Genomic DNA, 16,189 nt, shown 5'->3' on the forward strand with positions numbered 1-16,189 from the left:
CCTAACATTTGATTCTCTCAGGTGCCTGACGACATAACTAGCTTGCCGCCGCTTCCTCCACGGTCGGGCAGGAGCAGATGAGGTGGCGGTCGCCGTGGACGTTGTCGACGCGGGCGACGGGGGGCCAGTATTTGGACTCCTTCACCCAGGCGAGCGGGTAGGCGGCGGCCTCGCGGGTGTAGGCGTGCGGCCAGTCAGACTTCGTCACGAACTCGGCAGTGTGCGGAGCGCGCTTCATGGTATTGTCTGTGGCGTGGAAGCGGCCTTCCTCAATGCCGGCAATCTCGCCGCGGATGCAGATCATGGCCTCGCAGAAGCGGTCGATCTCGGCCTTGCTCTCGCTCTCGGTGGGCTCGACCATGAGGGTGCCAGCGACCGGCCAGCTCATGGTGGGGGCGTGGTAGCCGAAGTCCATCAGACGCTTCGCCACGTCTTCGACGGTGACCTTGCTGAAATGGCGGAAGTCGAGAATGCACTCATGTGCGACATAGCCGTTGCCGCCTTTGTAGAGCGTGGGGAAATGCGGGGCCAGCTTCCTGGCGATGTAGTTCGCGTTCAGGATGGCGAGCTTCGTGGCATCGGTGAGCTGGGTGCCCATCATGGCCACATACATCCAGGAGATGGTGCAGATGCTGGCGCTGCCCCAGGGGGCGGAACAGACGGCGCCCTCGGCCTTGTCTGTCCAGGTGATGTGACCTGGAAGGTGTGGGCGTAGATGCGCGGCGACAGCAATGGGACCGACACCCGGGCCGCCACCGCCATGAGGGATGCAGAAAGTCTTATGCAGGTTCAGGTGGCAGACATCCGCGCCGATGCGGCCTGGTGAGGTGAGGCCCACCTGCGCATTCATGTTTGCGCCGTCCATGTAGACCTGACCGCCGTGCTCATGCGTGAGGCGGCAGATCTCGATGATGGTTTCTTCAAACACGCCGTGCGTGCTCGGGTAGGTCACCATGAGGGCGGCGACCTTGCCGGTATTGGCCTCAAACTTGGCCTTCAGGTCTTCGAGCGAGATATTTCCCTGATCATCACAGGCCACGGGCACCACTTTGAAGGCGCACATGACAGCGCTGGCCGGGTTGGTGCCGTGCGCGCTGGTGGGGATGAGACAGACATCTCGATGCCCTTGTCCATGAGCTTCGTGGAAGCGTTTGATGGCCAGGAGACCGGCATACTCGCCTTGGGAACCCGCATTGGGCTGGAGAGACACGGCATCAAAGCCGGTGGACTCCGCGAGCCATTCCTCAAGCTCGGCAAACATGGCGCGATAGCCCTCCGTCTGGTTCGCTGGAGCGAAGGGATGGATGGCGTTCACCTCGGGCCAGCTCAGCGGCATCATCTCGGCCGCGGCGTTGAGCTTCATGGTGCAGGAGCCGAGCGGGATCATGCTGCGGTTCAGGGCGATATCACGTGCCTCCAGGCGATGCAGGTAGCGCATCATCTCCGTCTCGGAATGATAGCGATTGAAGACGGGGTGCGTCAGGAAGGAGGACTCACGCTGATAGAGCGCGGAGAAATGCGGATCGACATCCGCATCGAGGTCCGGGGCCTGGCGTGGCGTCTTGATGCCAAGGGCGGCGGCGAGACTAACCAATTCTTCACTCGTGACACGCTCGTCCAGGGCGATGCTGATGTGGGTGTCATCGATCTTCCGGAGATTGATGCCGAACAACAGCGCGGAGCGAAGGACCTCATCCGCCTTGTGCACACGCACGGTGAGAGTGTCGAAGAAGTCGTCGGCGGCGACATCGAGTTCCGCAGCCATGAGTTCGGCAGCCAGCCAGACGGCGGCTCCATGCACGCGCAGGGCGATCTTTTTCAAGCCTTCCGGACCATGGTAGACGGCATACATGCTGGCCATGACGGCCAAAAGCACCTGGGCGGTGCAGATATTGCTGGTGGCCTTTTCACGGCGGATGTGCTGCTCGCGAGTCTGCAGGGAGAGGCGATAGGCGGGGCGGCCTTCAGCATCCTTGGAAACACCGATGAGGCGGCCAGGGATGCGGCGCTTGAGGGGATCCTTCACGGCCATGAAGGCAGCATGAGGTCCACCAAAGCCGAGAGGCACGCCGAAGCGCTGGCTATTGCCCACGCAGATGTCCGCACCGAACTCGCCGGGAGCTTTCAGCAGAGTGAGAGCCAGAAGATCTGCCGCGACGACTAGGAGGGCGCCTGCTTCATGCACCTCGGTGGCAAGCTCGCTGTAATCGTGAATGACACCGAGCGTGTCCGGATACTGCACGAGCACAGCGGCATAACCAACTGTGCCACCATCCTTTTTCCACTCCAGCGTGTCACCGACCACAACCTGTACGCCGAGAGCCTGCAGGCGTGTTTTCACCACGGCGATGGTTTGCGGATGGCAGTGATCAGAAACAAAGACACGGGTGCTGCCGCTGACCTGGGCATGAGCCAGTGTGAGGGCCTCGGCACAGGCGCTGCCTTCATCCAGGAGGCTGGCGTTTGCCACGTCCAGGCCGGTGAGATCACAGATCATGGTCTGGAAGTTTAGCAGGGCCTCGAGGCGGCCCTGGCTGATCTCGGGCTGATAAGGGGTATAGGCGGTGTACCAGCCTGGGTTCTCCAGGATGTTTCGCTGGATGACCGGCGGCGTGAAGGTGTCGTGATAGCCCATGCCGATGAAGCTGCGCATGACCTTGTTGCGGTCCATGATCTGACGGAGGCGGCGCAGGGCCTGCTCTTCGGTCAGTGCTGTTGGCAGGTTCAGCTCACTCCGCTGACGGATGGCCTCGGGCACGACCTGGTCGATGAGCGCATCCAGGCTTTTCACGCCGAGAGTTTCCAGCATGGCGGCCTGTTCCGAGGCCGAGGGTCCGAGGTGACGTGGGGCGAAGGCGGGAGCTGTGGGCATGAGAGAGAGGGGCGGATGAAAACGAGCTTTTGCCCCCCGGCAAGTGTGGGAAACGGTCGCAGTGTACTATTGGCCGTTTTTCAGCCCGCCACCTTAGGAAAAGGCAAAGGCCGCCCGAAGACGGCCTTTGCGGATGAATTCCCTGCCCTGACACTTCTCCAACCCATGTTTTATGATGTCGGAGGGGTGTAGGTGAAGCGGTAAAAGACGGCTCCTCCGGTGGTGGTGATAGCATGCTGCAGCACGCCGTTCGCCGGGGCCGTGATGGTGGTCATGGTGGTCCAGGTGCTGAGATTCGTGGAGGCCTGCACGGCGTAGGGAAGACCAGGGACACCTTTCGAGACCACCGTGGCAGCGCCTGTGCTAGTGGCCTGCACGTCCGTGGCGACTGTAGGCAGCACGATAAGGCTGATCTGGCCGCTGGCATTGAAGGGGCTGGACCACTTCGCATCCGTGTAGATGGTGCTGCCCGTGAGGGTGCGGAGGAAAGCCACGAGGTCGTTCCTCTCCTGGGTGGTAAGATTCAGGTTCTGCACGTTACCTCCCGGGCGGCGGAGGCGTGGATCCAGGTTCGTGTTGTCAGCGGGGATGGTGTTGTAGTGATTGATCACCGCTCCGAGCGTGGCCAGGCTGGCATCATGCATCAATGCCCCGTTGGAGCCACCCACAGGGTTCAGGAGATCACGCAGACTGGGCGAGCGTGTGTTGGTGAGGTCCGTTCCGCTGAAACCGGTGGTGACACCGTTGTTCAGACTGTTGGGGTCGATATCAAACTCCGGGGGGCGATGGCAGCCAGCGCAGCCCGCACCGCCGCCGCCTGGAGGGGCGAGGAAGAGCTGTTTGCCCCGGTTCTCCGCAGCTGTGAAATTCGCGAAGTTCTGATTGTCGGCATTGAGGGCGCGGCCGGCATCATATTTGGAATCGAAGGACTGGATGCTGCGAACGAACTGGGCCAGTGCGCGCTGAACGCGGGTTTCGGTGATGGTGGAGTTTCCAAACACTGCGGCAAAGAGGACGCGATATTCCTCGATGGCGGTGAGCCGCGTGACGAGATCAGTGAAAGCTGGATCTCCCGAGGTGCCGCTGAAGCCCATTTCCGTGTGATCCTGAATGGGGCGGGTGGTCTGGTTTTCCAGCGAGGTGGCGCGCTCATCCCAGAAGAAGCGCACCTCCTGGGCGAAGCGGCTGTTCACCAGGCGCATGGAATGGCGGCCGGTGGTGCCTGCCACGCCTGTGCTGGCCGTGGCAGTATCTCCGAAAGCCGCAGCCTGCTGATGGCAGGATGAGCAGGAGATGGTGCTGTTGCGCGAGAGGCGTTTGTCATAAAACAGCACCCTGCCCAAAGTGGCTCCCAGATTGGTGATGGGGTTGGCACCGGCACCGCCTGGGGTGTTGTCCCGCACGATGTAACCCGGGCGGGTTTGAGCGGCGTAGTTCGCGAGGTTGGTCAGGTCTACCACGCCATCCTGGGCGGTGGCGCTGAGGGAGGTGAACAGCAGCAGGCTGAGGGTGCAAAGGCGGGAGTTCATGGCACTGGGAAGGTTGTTTGACGATGCTATTTTCTCCGCAGCGCTTCACACGACCAGACACTTTACCCCGGCTTAACAAAAAAGGGTATAAAACGCAATTAGCCGGACAGGAAGGCCTGTCCGGCTACGCAAAACTTTACACGGGCTTAACAAAGAGGACTTCAAGCCCTGGCTGTGACCGGGGTGCGGCGGCCGTCGTCGCGGAAGAAGGACTCCATGCGCTCGCGCATGTCGCCATAGAACTTGGCGGCCATTTCCTCCAGCATCTCCGCCTGAGCGCCGACTCCTTGGGTAGCCTGGCGTTCTCGGTCGAGGCGTAGCTTTTCCTGGAAGGTCTGCTCGAGCTCCATGAGGTGCTCGAGGAAGGCTTTGGCCGCACGGCTGCGGTCCACGCCTTCGATCAAGGCGCGCTCCAGCGGACGGTTCTGCGTGATGTGCAGGAAGGGGCTGTCCACAAGCTGCTTCATGTAGCGGTCAAAGCCTTTGAGGAAGGCCAGACGCTCACGGGAGAACTTCACTTCCTCGCAGTCGAGCAGGCAGTCATACGGGCCGGGCTTCGAGAAGAACTTCACGACCAGCGGGATGGTGTCCACCAGCATGAAGAGCAAGGAGAGGACGATGTAAGCGATGTAGGCGAAGTGGCCTCCTTCAGCATCGTTCTCAAAGAGATGATGCAGGGCCTTGGTCTGGGCGAGGATGTCACGGCGAGGCTCGGCGCGGATGCCGGCGATGCGTGTTTCCTCATCATTGGCTAGGCGGGTGATCTCATCGTGAAGGCCTTTAAGCTGCAGAAGCTGGGCATCGATCTGCGCCTTCAAGGTTTCACGGATGGAGTTCTGCTGGCCGACGAACTGATCAGCCTGCTGCTGCTGCACCTGCTGGCGCAGGGCTTCAATGCGGGTCTGCTCGGCTTTAAGCTTGGCGGCTTCATCCGCGGCCTTGGCATCGAGCGCGGCATTCACGCCGTCTTCGGCGGCCTTGATCTCAGCCACGACAGCCACGCGGGTTTTGGTCATCGTGTCCAGCACGCCACTGAGGCGGGCGGACTCGGCGCGGCGCCAGGCAAGCTGGTCTTCCTGGATGCTCTTGGCACGAGGGCCGAGGCCGACAATGCCGCTGCGCTGGCCGTTCACTTCACGCTCGAAGTCAGTCTGCCACTGATTCAATTCGGCGGCGATCTTCTGGTAGTCGGCGCTCATCTTCGCCATCTCCTTGTCGAGCGTTTCAAGACGGAGCTTTCCGGGGCTCACGGCTTCGGCGATCTTGGCTTCGCGCTCAGCCTTGGCTTTCTTCTCGTTGTCCGTCAGCGGCTTCTCCATGGGCTTGCCGTTTTCATCGAGAAACTTGGCATTGAAGCTGGCATTCCAAGCCTCGCGCTGCGTGGCGATCTCAGTTTCCAGGGTCTTCACGCGGGCTTCCACGATTGCCTTTTGAGCCACAGCTTCCTTGCGGGCGACATCGATCTCGGCATCACGCTCCTTTTCGATCACGGAGGTGACGGTGTCCCGGAAAAGCAACAGGGTCAGCGGGTGGGAGATGGTGATGCCCATCAGGCCAGCGACCACGATACGCAGGGCGAACTGGGACATCTTCCGGAAGATGTTTTGGTAGGCCCGGTAGGTGGCCAGCAGGGCGCGGTCCACCGTGAGAATGATGAAGGCCCAGACCAGGGACACGGCGCCGATGACGAACCAATTATCCGTCAACGTGGACAGGGCATAGGCGCAGGCGATGGTGGCGAAGGTGGAAGGAACGAGGACGGTGGCACCGAAGGCCACGTACTTGCGTCGTTCCCAGGCCGGGCAGGCGTCGAGGTTATCGGAACTGGCTCCGGCGAGCCAGAAGAAGACGCGTTCAAGACGGTCGAGGGTGCTCATAATGAGGGCGTTTGGGGGGGGGCGAGGGTGGAAACCTCAGACGAGAGAGTGTGGGATTCTGTTCAGGTGTCAACCGCCGTGAACCGCGTAATGCACCCAAAAAACAATTGGCAGTCTTTCCCTCTTGCTGCCCAGTCTTTCCGCGCTGCACATGAACCTTCCGGCATTCCTCCATTCTTTTTCAACTCGAGTCATTGCCACCGTTCCCCTCCCTGCTCTGTCGGCATTATCCACCGTCGCGCTGAAACACAGTCCTGAACTTGAGGCTGCGGCCAAGTCGGGCATGTGGCCTGCCCAGCATGCGATCAAAGGTATGACGATCCGCCGTGAATCTCACCCAAGAAAGCAAGCCAGACCGTCAAGTTTTTGGTCTTTGTGGCTGGGCCTATGTCTGTTTTTCCTGCCGGCCGCCAGTCCTGCCGAGATTGCCGTGGAGATGGCCCTGGGGCTAGATCCGTCTCTGGTGGCTTGGGCACGCAATGACCAGATCCTGATCTCAATAAGCGATCTGGGGGAAGTGCGCGTCTGGGAAACGGCTACAGGTAACCTGCTTCATACTTTGCCTTCATCGGGTGTTCCATTGGCAAAACATTTGGTAGCTTCATCTGATGGCGAGTGGATCGGAACCATCGAGAATGGGAAGGCAATCATCACCAATCGCAGAACCCGAAAGGTGGCTTGGTCATCCGATGGGGTCGCCACGGAGCTCACCGGCCTCACGTCCTCCAGCGTTACGTTGGCCTTCGCTGACCGGGAGGGCTACGCTGGCCGGGTGGCCCGTATACAGTGGCCTGAGGGAAAAGTCGTCGCCCAATGGCAGGCACCCAGCAACAGCATTTGCGCCAGTGTCCACTCCATCAGCCAGGGCCGGACTGCTGTGTGCATGAGCGGTCGCACGACATACATTCTGGACAAGGACCTCCTGGAGTCGGCAAGGTTTGCTCCCCAACAGCCTAATCCATTCTATTATTCCCATAGCACGTCGCAGGCCTCTTGGATCAGTCTCGCCACTTCTTCGGGGGCGCTGCTGGCCAATGCCGATGAGCCAGAGAAGGGTTTCCAAGTAGTCGAATCCCTGCGTGGACGGACGTACTTGCCATCGCCAGATGGCAGCCGTTGGTTGGGGGGCACCCTTGGCCGATGGGCTGTGTATGATCCAAACGGCAAGTCCATAGCCGCCGCCGACCTCCAGGGAAAGGTGTTCGAAGAAGGTGTGGCATGGTCGGCAGACAGCGGCACTCTCGCTGTGCCGAGCAGCAATGGCATTCAACTCATCAATGCCCGCACTGGAAAACTTGTCCGAAAGTTTGGCACCAAACATCTTGGTGACAGGGTCGTGGATGTCAGAGAATCTATCGCATTGTCTTCCGCAGGCGGGATGCTGGCAATCAAGACCCCTGAGGGAGACTGGAGCATCGTCGATTGCCATCATCCGCTGGAATGGAAGACTGCCTCCGACGTAGCTTCGCCACAGCCGAGGCATTCATCCTCGACAGACTCTTTCATCCTATCGACACAAACCGGCTGGCAGCGTTACGAATATGGCACCGTGAAGCCTCTCGAGGTTCAGTGGGAGTCTTCAGTCTTTGATGTTCAGTGCATTGGTGATTCACTCTGGCTGCGCTCGAATAGTGAGATGACGGTCCATTCGTTCAGTCATGGAAAAAAGGCAGCGATCCATAGTTTCCCGCTGTTCATTGGGACGGGGTGGATGGCTTCGCCGGATGCACAATGGGTGCTGCACCAAGATCAGGACGAAAAAAAGTTGGTGCTCAGGAGGGCGCCCGATTGGCAGGCCGTCGCTGAGTTTACGCTGCCCCGCTGCATGCCACAGGCATTGTTGGTATCCGCTGATGGAGGGCATATCGGGTGGATTGATAGCGAGCGCCACTGGTGGAGTTATGCAGTTGGTTCGGCGGGTCCGGAGAACAAGTTCACCCTTCCCAGCGGCACCTACACGGATGGGTTCACGCACTCGTCCGCTCCAAGTCTGGCAGTCAGTTGGCAGATCCTTAAGTCACCTTTCACGGGCATTGTGGTGGATGCGGAAGGGCGGGTGAAATACCAGATCGGATCGTGGAAGCGCTTTACCGACGAAACAGGCCTCATGCCAGTGGGCTTCGGGCCTAGCCAGAAGCACCTATGGCTGTGCGGCCATGGAGCCCGGCCCATTCTCGTGGATCTCGCCACGGGGCAGCCCTTGCTGCGGCTCCATTTTCTCGCCAAGGGTGTAACACTCTGGGAGATGGCTTCAGGGAAATACTATGGACCCGAAGCAGCCAAAGCCTATCTGAGGTGGACCGACCTCGATACCACCCGACCGCTATCTGCCGCTGAGCTGGCCGCCGTGTGGAGTGAGGAGGCACTCGAAGCTGTGCTGAAAGCCTGCCTGGACGGAAAATGAGGGCCTCCCAAGATACAATGCCAGTGATGTGAGTTGTGTTTAGCGGGAAGCCACCGGGGTTTTACCACCTTGGCGTATTCTGTGCCGTCTGCGCCTTGTTAGGCATTTCACGATAACCCGAACCTCACCTCTTCCCCTGCTTCTTTTTCAGCGCCGTGACCACGTGTGGCGGGACGAACTGGTTGACGTTGCCACCGAGGCGAGAGATTTCCTTCACAAGACGGCTGCTGATGTAGGTCAGCTCTTCGCGGGGCATGAGGAAGAGGGTTTCGAGGTTCGGCTCCAGTTTGCGGTTCATGAGGGCGAGCTGGAACTCGAACTCGAAGTCGCTCACCGCACGCAGGCCGCGCACCAGCGCGATCGCCTTTTGTTTGCGGGCGAAGTCGACCAGCAGGCCCTCGAAAGGCAGCACGCGAAGGTTTGGCAGATGCTCGGTGGCGAGGCTGAGCATCTCCACACGCTCCTCCACGCTGAACAAACTTTGCTTCGCATTGTCCTTCGCCACGGCGACGATCAACTCATCAAAGATGCCGGCCGCACGCTGAAGGACATCGAGATGGCCGTTCGTGATGGGGTCAAAGCTACCTGGATAAATGGCTCGTCGCATGGCGAAAGGTGGGATGATTTTTGTTAGGCCTCGGTGGAGGTTTCGCCGGGAGCTTCCGGTGGTGACTCGGTCGTGGATTCGCCAGTTTCAGCGGCTTCGGCTGTTTCACCAGCCTCGGTCTCTGTGGCGTCTTCCTCTTCAGCGATCACCGTGGCGACATCCTGAATGGTCTCGTCCTTCTTAAGGTCCATGAGCTTCACGCCCTGGGCCACACGACCGGTTTCGCGGATGCCTTTGTCGCCACCGACGCGGATGCGGACGTTCTGACCTTTGCTGGTGATGAGCATGAGCTCGTCATCATTGTGCACGGCCATGGCCGCGACGACCTTGCCGGTCTTCTCGGTGATGTCGATGGTCTTCACGCCTTTGCCACCGCGGTTGATGAGACGGTACTCCTCAAATGGAGTGCGTTTGCCGAGGCCCTTCTCCGAAACGACGAGCAACTGAGTGCCCGGAACCACAGCGGTGAGGGCGACAAGGAAGTCACCTTCATCCAGACGGATGCCACGCACACCAGCAGCTCCACGGCCCATGGCGCGGATGTCTGTCTCCTCACAGCGGAGGCACATGCCGTCGCGAGTGGCGAAGCAGATCTCGCTCTTGCCATCGGTGAGCACGACATCCACGAGGTCGTTGCCTTCCTCGATGTTGATCGCGTTCATGCCGGCCTTGCGGTAGTTCTTGAAGGCATCCAGCGAGGTCTTCTTCACGGTGCCGTCCTTGGTCGCGAAGAGCACGAATTTCTCGGGGCTCCACATGGCGTCGTCTTCCACTCCTTGGGCTTCCAGACGCAGGACGCTGTTGATCTTCTCTTCAGGGCCCAGGTTGAGCACGTTTTTGATGCTGCGGCCCTTGCCGGTGCGCGGTGCTTCAGGGAGCTGATACACACGCTCCACATAGACACGGCCGGTGTTCGTGAAGAAGAGCAGGAAGTCGTGCATGTTGGCGCTGAAGAGCGTCTCCACGAAGTCGTTCTTGTCTTCCTTGCTCACGGCTTCACGGGTCTCCATGCCCTTCAAGCCCTTGCCACCACGGGCCTGCAGGCGGTACTCATTAGTAAGTGTGCGCTTCACATAGCCGAGGTGCGTGAGGGTGACGATGTTCGCGTCATTCGGGATGAGGTCGATGGTCTCAATGCCACCGCCGCTGGCATCGATGCGGGTCAGACGGCCGTTGCCGTGCTTGAGCTTGATGGCGCGGAGCTCGTCCTTGATGATTGTCAGCACGCGGTGCTCGTGGGCCAGAATGTCCATGAGGTCCGTGATCGTGGCGAGAAGCTCATCATAGTCCGCCTTGATCTTGTCACGCTCCATGCCGGTGAGCTGATAGAGGCGGAGTTCCAGGATCTGGTCCACCTGCGTGTCGGTGAAGACATAGCGGTCACCCTGGATGCTCGGTTGATTGCGGATCAGGATGCCGAGGCGCATGGCGGTCTCGGTGCTGAACTGGTAAGCCTTCAGGCCGATGCGTGCTTCGTCGCGGTTGCGGCTGTCACGGATGATCTTGATGAAGTCATCGAGATGGCCAAGCGCGAGGAGGTAAGCCTCCAGCTTTTCAGCCTGCTGCTCGGCTTTGCTGAGCAGGAAGCGTGTGCGGCGGATGATGACCTCGCGGCGGTGCTCTATGTAACAACCAATGGCGTCCTTGATGCTCAGCACGCGCGGGCGGCCACCATCAATGGCCAGCATGTGAATGCTGAAGCTGCTCTCGAGCGCGGTGAACTTGTAGAGGTTGTTCAGCACCACCTGCGGGCGGGCATCGCGCTTCAGATCGACCACCACACGGGTGTTCTCATCGGACTCATCGCGCACGGCGACGATGTCTGAGATGACCTTTTCGTTCGCGAGTTCGGCAATGCGCTTCACCAACTCCGCGCGGTTCACGTTATAAGGGATCTCCGTGATGATGATCTGCTCGCGACCATTGTTGTCCACGATCTCTGCCTGACCGCGAACACGCACGCTGCCGTGACCGGTGGCCATGTATTCGCGAATGCCATCCAGTCCGTGAATGACGCATCCCGTGGGGAAGTCCGGACCTTTGATGAACTGGCTCAGCTCAGTGACCGTGATGGCTGGATTGTCAATCTGCGCGCAGACACCGTCGACGATCTCGCCCAGGTTATGAGGTGGCATGTTCGTGGCCATACCGACGGCGATACCGGTGCCGCCATTAACGAGCAGGTTTGGGAAAGCAGCCGGGAAAACGGTGGGTTCCGTGAGACGCTCGTCATAGTTAGGCACGAAGTCGACCGTGTCCTTTTCCATGTCGGACATCAGCGTGCCGCCGAGTGGCGTCATGCGGGCTTCCGTGTATCGCATGGCCGCCGGAGGGTCACCTTCCACCGAACCGAAGTTTCCCTGGGGATCGATCAGTGTCTCACGCATTGCCCATGGCTGGCCCATGTGGACGAGCGTGGGGTAAATGACAGCTTCACCATGCGGATGATAGTTACCGGAAGTGTCACCGCAGATCTTCGCGCACTTCATCTGCTTCTTCGGCGGATAGAGGCCCAGCTCATGCATCGCATACAGAATGCGGCGCTGAGAGGGTTTCAGACCATCTCGCACGTCCGGCAGCGCGCGAGAGATGATGACGGACATGGAGTAATCAAGAAAGGAATTCTTGACCTCGTCGGCTACGGAAATGGGCCGGGTATTGGAATCTTGCATGGACGTAAGTCGAAAGTGCTTGGCGAAAGTGAGGAGGGATCAGACGTCGAGGTTGCGCACGTTCAGGGCGTTCTCTTCGATGAAGTGTTTGCGGGGTTCGACGACGTCGCCCATGAGGATGGTGAACATGCGCTCGGCCTCTTGAGCGTTGCTCTCGTCGAGCTTCACCTGGAGGAGTGTGCGCTTGATCGGGTCCATGGTGGTTTCGAAAAGCTGCTTGGCGTTCATTTCGCCCAGACCTTTGAATCGCTTGATCTCCATGCCGCGTTTGCCGATCTCCATGACTTTATCAAGGATGCCGGGGATGCTGAAGACGGGGTGAACCTTGGCGTGGTCGCCCTCACCTTCGATGACCTCGAAGAGTGGTTTGTCCTGGCTGCTGAAGTGGTCTACATGCAGGCCGAGTTCATCGAGTTGCTTGAAGCGGCGCTTCATGCCGTTGGCTTCGTGAATTTCGATCAAACGGGCACGGCGGTGGGCTTTCGGTGCCGTCGTTCCATTCGCCTCATCGGCTTCGGGTTTGCCGAAAAGATGCAGGTCATTGTTCTCGCGGGCGAAGGCAGCGAGCTGCTCATTGCCGAGGAAATACTTGATGGCCACTTCATTGCCCTCGCGGATGGTTACGAGGTAGTGTGGAAGTGTTCCTGAGGCTTCATCGCGAGCCTGGAGATAGGCCTCGAAGTCACCACCATGACGGCGGATGATGTCTGCGAACTTGGCTACAGGCACCAGCTGCTCGAGAATGGCCTTGAGCTTATCGTCAGCGACCTTGCTGCCATCGGCAATGTTACGCAGGCTGATCTCGCCGGAGCCCATCTCAAGGAGCATGGCTTCCATCTGGTTGTCATCCTGCACATACTCCTCACGCTTTTTACGTGTGACCTGATACAGTGGTGGCTGGGCGACATAGATGTGGCCGCCTTTCACGAGCTCAGGCATCTGACGGTAGAAGAAGGTCAGGAGCAGAGTGCGGATGTGAGAGCCATCGACGTCGGCATCGGTCATGATGACGATTTTGTGGTAACGGAGCTTCTCGATGTTGAAGGAGCCTTCGACCTCGCTGTCGCCACCGATGCCGGTGCCGATGGCAGTGATCATGGTCTGCACTTCCTTGTTCTGGAGCACCTTCTCCAGGCGGGCTTTCTCGGTATTGATAAGCTTACCACGAAGAGGAAGGATGGCCTGATTGTGACGATTGCGGCCCATCTTGGCGGAACCACCGGCGGAGTCACCCTCGACAATAAACAGCTCAGTCTTCGACGGATCGCGCTCGGAGCAGTCAGCCAGCTTGCCAGGCAGACCACCGCTGCTCATGGCGTCCTTACGGATGGCTTCACGGGCCTTGCGGGCGGCCTCGCGTGACCGGGCAGCGATGATGATGTTGTTGATCACCGTCACAGCCGTGTCCGGCGTCTCATCGAGGAAGCGCATGAGGCCCTCATAGACGATGGAGCTGACCACACCTTCGACCTCGCCATTCACCAGCTTCACCTTCGTCTGGGAGTTGAAGCGCGGGTTTGGCAGCTTCACGCTCAGGACGCAGATCAGACCTTCGCGGCAGTCATCGCTCTCGATGTCCGGCAGCTTGTCTTTAAAACTCTTCGGGTTGTTCGTGATGTAGGCCTTCACCGCACGGGTGAGGGCGGCTTTCAGGCCGCTGTAATGCGTGCCACCGTCCGGATTCGGGATGGCGTTGGCAAAGCAGAGAGTTTGCTCATTGAGGCCCTTGTTCCACTGCAGCACGCAGTCCACGAGGATGAACTTGTTCTTGTCATCAATGACCACCTCACGACGACCAGCGAGAGCGATCGGCTCTGGATGGATCTTGTCTTTGTCAGCGCCGAGTTCGCGGACGAACTGCTTCACGCCTTCCTGGTAGAAGAGCACTTCCTGCCTTGGCGTTTCACCGCGCTCATCCACCAAGGTGATGCGGATGCCTGGGTTCAGGAAAGCCAGTTCACGAAGGCGGGTCAGCAGGCGCTCGAAAACGAAAGTGGTAGTGATGGTGAAGATCGTGGCGTCTGGATAGAAGCTGATCTTCGTGCCGGTGCGCTTCGGATCGTCCAGTTCACCGAGCACCGTCAGGGGCTCGGTGGTGATGCCGCGCTCAAAGCCGATGGCGTGCACTTTGCCATCGCGATAGACCTCGCACTTGAACCAATCCGAAAGGGCGTTCACGCACTTCGCGCCGACGCCATGAAGACCGCCGGAGAACTCATAAGCGCCATCGCCGAACTTACCACCAGCGTGCAGGTTGGTGAGCACGAGCTCGACCGTCGGCATGCCTTTGGGATGCATTTCCACGGGAATACCGCGGCCATCATCCTCGACGCTGAGCGAGCCGTCACTGTGAATGGCGATCCAGACGTTTTTGCAATGACCGGCGAGGTGCTCATCGATCGAGTTGTCGACGACTTCAAACACGCAGTGGTGCAGGCCGCGCTCATCGGGATCGCCGATGTACATCCCCGGGCGGAGACGGACAGCCTTCAGGCCTTCCAGGTGCTGGATTTGCGAGGCGCCGTAGGCTTGGTCAGCAGCAACGGCGGTTGAGTTTGATCCGATAGAATCAAGATTTTCGTCTGGCATAGAGGATGTCGGGTTGCCATCGCCTGAGTCTGTCCAAAACACCACTCCAGAAACGTGCTCGATGGGCTGGTTTTCAGACTAGCAAGATGCCCCCCGGTGCAAAGGGTTTTATGCGTTTGAACAGCGTTTTTTCACCCCCTCCCGGAACCGAATTTTCCGGTATGCACAAACCTCCCTGGAAAGGGGGCCAAAAGTGGGCCTCAGCGGCCTCAGGCCAGCACCTTTTTGACCAGGTTTCCGGCCACGCCCGTGAGGCGGACATCCAGGCCCTGGAATTTGACCGTGAGGCGCTTGTGGTCGATGCCCAAAAGATGGAGCATGGTGGCGTGGAGATCGTGGACGTGCACCACGTCTTCCACAGCGCGGTAACCGAGCTCGTCCGTGGCTCCGTAGCTGAAGCCGGGCTTCACCCCGCCGCCTGCCATGAAGACATTAAAGGCCAGGATGTGGTGATCGCGGCCAGTCCCCTGCCCCATCGGCGTGCGGCCAAATTCGCCGCCCCAAAGAATGAGGGTGTCATCCAGCATGCCACGCTGCTTGAGGTCTTTGATAAGGGCTGCCGTGGCTTTGTCGACGTCCTGAGCGGCGGCTTTGATGCCTTCCACAATACCGCCGTGGTGATCCCAGGCGCGGTGGTAGAGCTGGATCATGCGCGTGCCGCGCTCGGCGAGACGACGGGCGAGGAGGCAGTTGGAGGCGAAGCTGCCATCGCCCGGCTCTTTGATTCCGTAAGACTCCAGGACATGCTTCGGCTCGCTCTTCATGTCGATGAGGTCCGGCACACTGGACTGCATCTGGAAGGCCATTTCGTATTGGGCGATGCGCGTCTGGATCTCGGGATCGAGCTTTTCCTGGGCGAGCATGCCATTCAGGCGCTGGATTTCCTCCACGACCTGACGCTGCATGCTCTGGCAGACGCCGTCCGGGCTGCCGAGGTAGTGCACGGGCTGGCCTTTGGATTGGAACAGGATGCCCTGATACTTGCTGGGCAGCACGCCGGCCGACCACTGACGTGCGGAAACCGGCTGCTGGCCGGTCTTGCCAGCGGAGGTGAGCACCACGAAGCCTGGCAGATCACTAGTGTCCGAGCCGAGGCCGTAAAGCAGCCAGGAGCCCATGCTGGGGCGGCCTTTGATGATGCTGCCGGTGTTCATGAAGGCGTGCGCCGTGTCATGATTGATCTGCTCTGTCTGCATGGAGCGGATGATGCAGAGGTCATCGGCCATGGAGCCGATGTGCGGGAAGACTTCGGAAATCTCCTGGCCGCTCTGGCCCCACTTCTTGAACTCGCAGAAGGCTCCGCGTGCCTTGAGCTCGGCGCCTTGAAGCTGGGCGAGCTGCTGGCCTTTGGTGAAGGATTCCGGAAAGGCTTTGCCGTCCAGTTCCTTGAGCTTCGGCTTCCAGTCAAAAGTCTCCAGGTGAGACGGACCGCCCGCCATGCAGAGGAAGATGACACGCTTCGCCTTCACCGGCAGGTGCGGTTTCCCCATGGCTCCAGGCTGCCCCGCCTGGGCCTGATCCATGAGCGAAGCCAAAGCCATGCCACCCAGGCCAAAGGCGGACTGGGTGAGAAAGGTGCGGCGGCGGACACTCAGTGCATGCGCCGCGGAATCGTAGGCGGGATGGGACATGGCTTGCA

Annotated in this window: 8 protein-coding genes; 1 reads left to right on the forward strand and 7 read right to left on the reverse strand. The window is 59.8% G+C overall.

Going from position 1 to position 16,189, the window contains the following annotated elements:
* Window positions 1–37 precede the first annotated feature (37 nt).
* The 3 genes from gcvP to BGE01nite_RS10350 form a co-directional block, all read right to left on the reverse strand.
* Entirely contained in the window at window positions 38–2,872 is a 2,835-nt protein-coding gene (gene gcvP, locus BGE01nite_RS10340; protein ID WP_146850375.1) for an aminomethyl-transferring glycine dehydrogenase, read from the reverse strand.
* A 170-nt stretch (window positions 2,873–3,042) separates the two neighbouring features.
* A complete protein-coding gene (locus tag BGE01nite_RS10345) occupies window positions 3,043–4,401 on the reverse strand; it encodes a cytochrome-c peroxidase (RefSeq protein WP_146850376.1) in 1,359 nt (452 codons plus the stop codon).
* A 161-nt stretch (window positions 4,402–4,562) separates the two neighbouring features.
* Window positions 4,563–6,278, reverse strand: coding sequence for a DUF4407 domain-containing protein (locus BGE01nite_RS10350; RefSeq protein WP_146850377.1), 1,716 nt, complete (start codon window positions 6,276–6,278; stop codon window positions 4,563–4,565).
* A gap of 124 nt (window positions 6,279–6,402) precedes the next feature.
* Between BGE01nite_RS10350 and BGE01nite_RS10355 the strand changes: the two genes are divergently transcribed.
* The gene (locus BGE01nite_RS10355) at window positions 6,403–8,682 is read left to right on the forward strand and encodes a WD40 repeat domain-containing protein (protein WP_146850378.1); all 2,280 of its coding nucleotides are present in this window, start codon (window positions 6,403–6,405) and stop codon (window positions 8,680–8,682) included.
* Between the two features lie 124 nt (window positions 8,683–8,806).
* On the opposite strand, the gene coaD is transcribed toward BGE01nite_RS10355, so the two are convergent.
* From coaD to BGE01nite_RS10375, 4 genes are all read right to left on the reverse strand, one after another.
* Entirely contained in the window at window positions 8,807–9,289 is a 483-nt protein-coding gene (gene coaD, locus BGE01nite_RS10360; RefSeq protein ID WP_146850379.1) for a pantetheine-phosphate adenylyltransferase, read from the reverse strand.
* Window positions 9,290–9,312: 23 nt separating this feature from the next.
* The gene (gyrA, locus tag BGE01nite_RS10365) at window positions 9,313–11,892 is read right to left on the reverse strand and encodes a DNA gyrase subunit A (protein ID WP_246145699.1); all 2,580 of its coding nucleotides are present in this window, start codon (window positions 11,890–11,892) and stop codon (window positions 9,313–9,315) included.
* 108 nt (window positions 11,893–12,000) lie between these two features.
* Window positions 12,001–14,550 carry a DNA gyrase subunit B gene (locus tag BGE01nite_RS10370; RefSeq protein WP_146850381.1) on the reverse strand — a complete coding sequence of 850 codons (2,550 nt, stop codon included), beginning with the start codon at window positions 14,548–14,550 and terminating at the stop codon, window positions 12,001–12,003.
* Between the two features lie 209 nt (window positions 14,551–14,759).
* Entirely contained in the window at window positions 14,760–16,181 is a 1,422-nt protein-coding gene (locus BGE01nite_RS10375) for a DUF1501 domain-containing protein (RefSeq protein WP_146850382.1), read from the reverse strand.
* Window positions 16,182–16,189: the final 8 nt, after the last annotated feature.

The sequence above is a fragment of the Prosthecobacter gellanilyticus genome (assembly GCF_007992435.1).
GTDB classification, from domain to species: Bacteria; Verrucomicrobiota; Verrucomicrobiia; order Verrucomicrobiales; family Verrucomicrobiaceae; genus Prosthecobacter; species Prosthecobacter gellanilyticus.